At 41.3% G+C, this 1,520-nt stretch carries 1 protein-coding gene; it reads left to right on the top strand.

All coding sequences use genetic code 11. The features are described from left to right. Positions 1 to 91: 91 nt before the first annotated feature. The coding region (locus ACEW8O_RS07565; protein WP_373494014.1) for a cytochrome c at positions 92 to 1,520 on the top strand (1,429 nt) is incomplete at its 3' end.

Here is a 1,520-nt window from a genome sequence, read left to right as displayed (position 1 = left end):
CACTTCCCTCAGACCGATTGAAGTCTTGGCTAAAGCATGGATGATTTGGGCGGCATTTTTCTTTCTGATGGCCTCCTTGTTCGGGTTGGCCATGCGTTATTTCTTTATCGGAGAAATTCCATTTTTCGATTACAGGCACCTACTCCATGCCCACTCCCATGTGGCGCTGTTGGGTTGGGGGTATTTACTCCTTTCAGGTGCGTTGGTTTTCACATTTGTAAAAGACAGCATTAGGCTAAAAACTTATAAAAATTTATTAACAATTGCAGTGATCGCCAATATTGGTATGATGCTGAGTTTCCCTTTTCAGGGTTATGGTTTGTATAGCATTGCATTTTCTACTATCCATCTTTTGGTCAGTTATTGGTTTGCCTACTGCTTCCTGCAGGATTTATCCAAAATCAAAAACAATCCTTCGGTTAAATTGATCAGATACAGTGTCTATTGGATGGTTCTCTCCACACTGGGACTATGGGCAATTGCACCTATTGCAGCTACATTGAGCCGGTTGCATCCCCTTTATTTTATGAGTGTGCAGTGGTTTTTGCACCTTCAGCTCAATGGATGGTTTGTTTATGCTTTGTTGGGCTTATTGGTCCACTTTGCCATCCAAAAAGGTTTGGATGTCAGGATCAGCAGAATCACTTTTGTTGTGCTTAACCTTTCTTTATTCCTGACCTATGCTTTAGCCGTATCATGGAGTACACCGATTGAAAGCCTCTATTATTTCAATACAATTGGGGTCTTGCTTCAAGGATTAGCTTATTTCCTGATCTTGAAATCAGCAGGATTCCTAAGTTCAGCTTATTTGAAAATCCCAAAACATTGGATAGATGGTATGATCTATCTTGGGATTTTGAGCTTGGCAGCCAAAGCTATCATTCAGATTACACTTGTCATTCCGGAAGTGGCTATCATGGCCTTTACCATAAGGATGTATGTCATAGGATTCATTCACTTGGTAATGCTCGGTGCCATTACATTTGGCATAGGTGGTCTGGCAGTAAAGAGTGGCTGGTTTCCTGACAATCACATGTCGATGTGGGCCTGGATCATTTTAAGCATTGGATTTATCAGTTCTGAAATCCTTTTATTGGGGCAGGGCACCTTGCTTTGGGCCAAGATGGGTTTTATCCCACACTATCACTTGCTATTATTCCTTTCCTCCACCCTATTCCCATTGGCCTTGATCTTACTTTTGATCAGCATGGTGAAAAACCAAAAAAAACATTCAAACAGTCCAATTCTAAATCAAATAAAATCCAAAACTCAAATTCCAATAAACAAACAGACTATGAAAACTTCAATGCTCATGTCATTTGGAGCAACATTACTCCTCATGAACAGTTGTGGAGGTGGAGGAGGTGAAAACCAAGGCTCCTACACCCCACCAAGTGCCAAAACAGAGAAACCCGCTGATCCAAAGGGTATCGGTGAAATCAAAAATGTAGATCTCGGTGATGGAATAGACGAATCGATGGCAAACAAAGGCAAGGCAATAATGGACATGAAATGTACCG

Origin of the sequence: Aquiflexum sp., from assembly GCF_041749095.1 — a bacterium.
GTDB lineage: Bacteria > Bacteroidota > Bacteroidia > Cytophagales > Cyclobacteriaceae > Aquiflexum.
The sequence above is the reverse complement of the archived record's forward strand: the minus strand, read 5'-3'. Positions and strand labels throughout refer to the sequence as shown.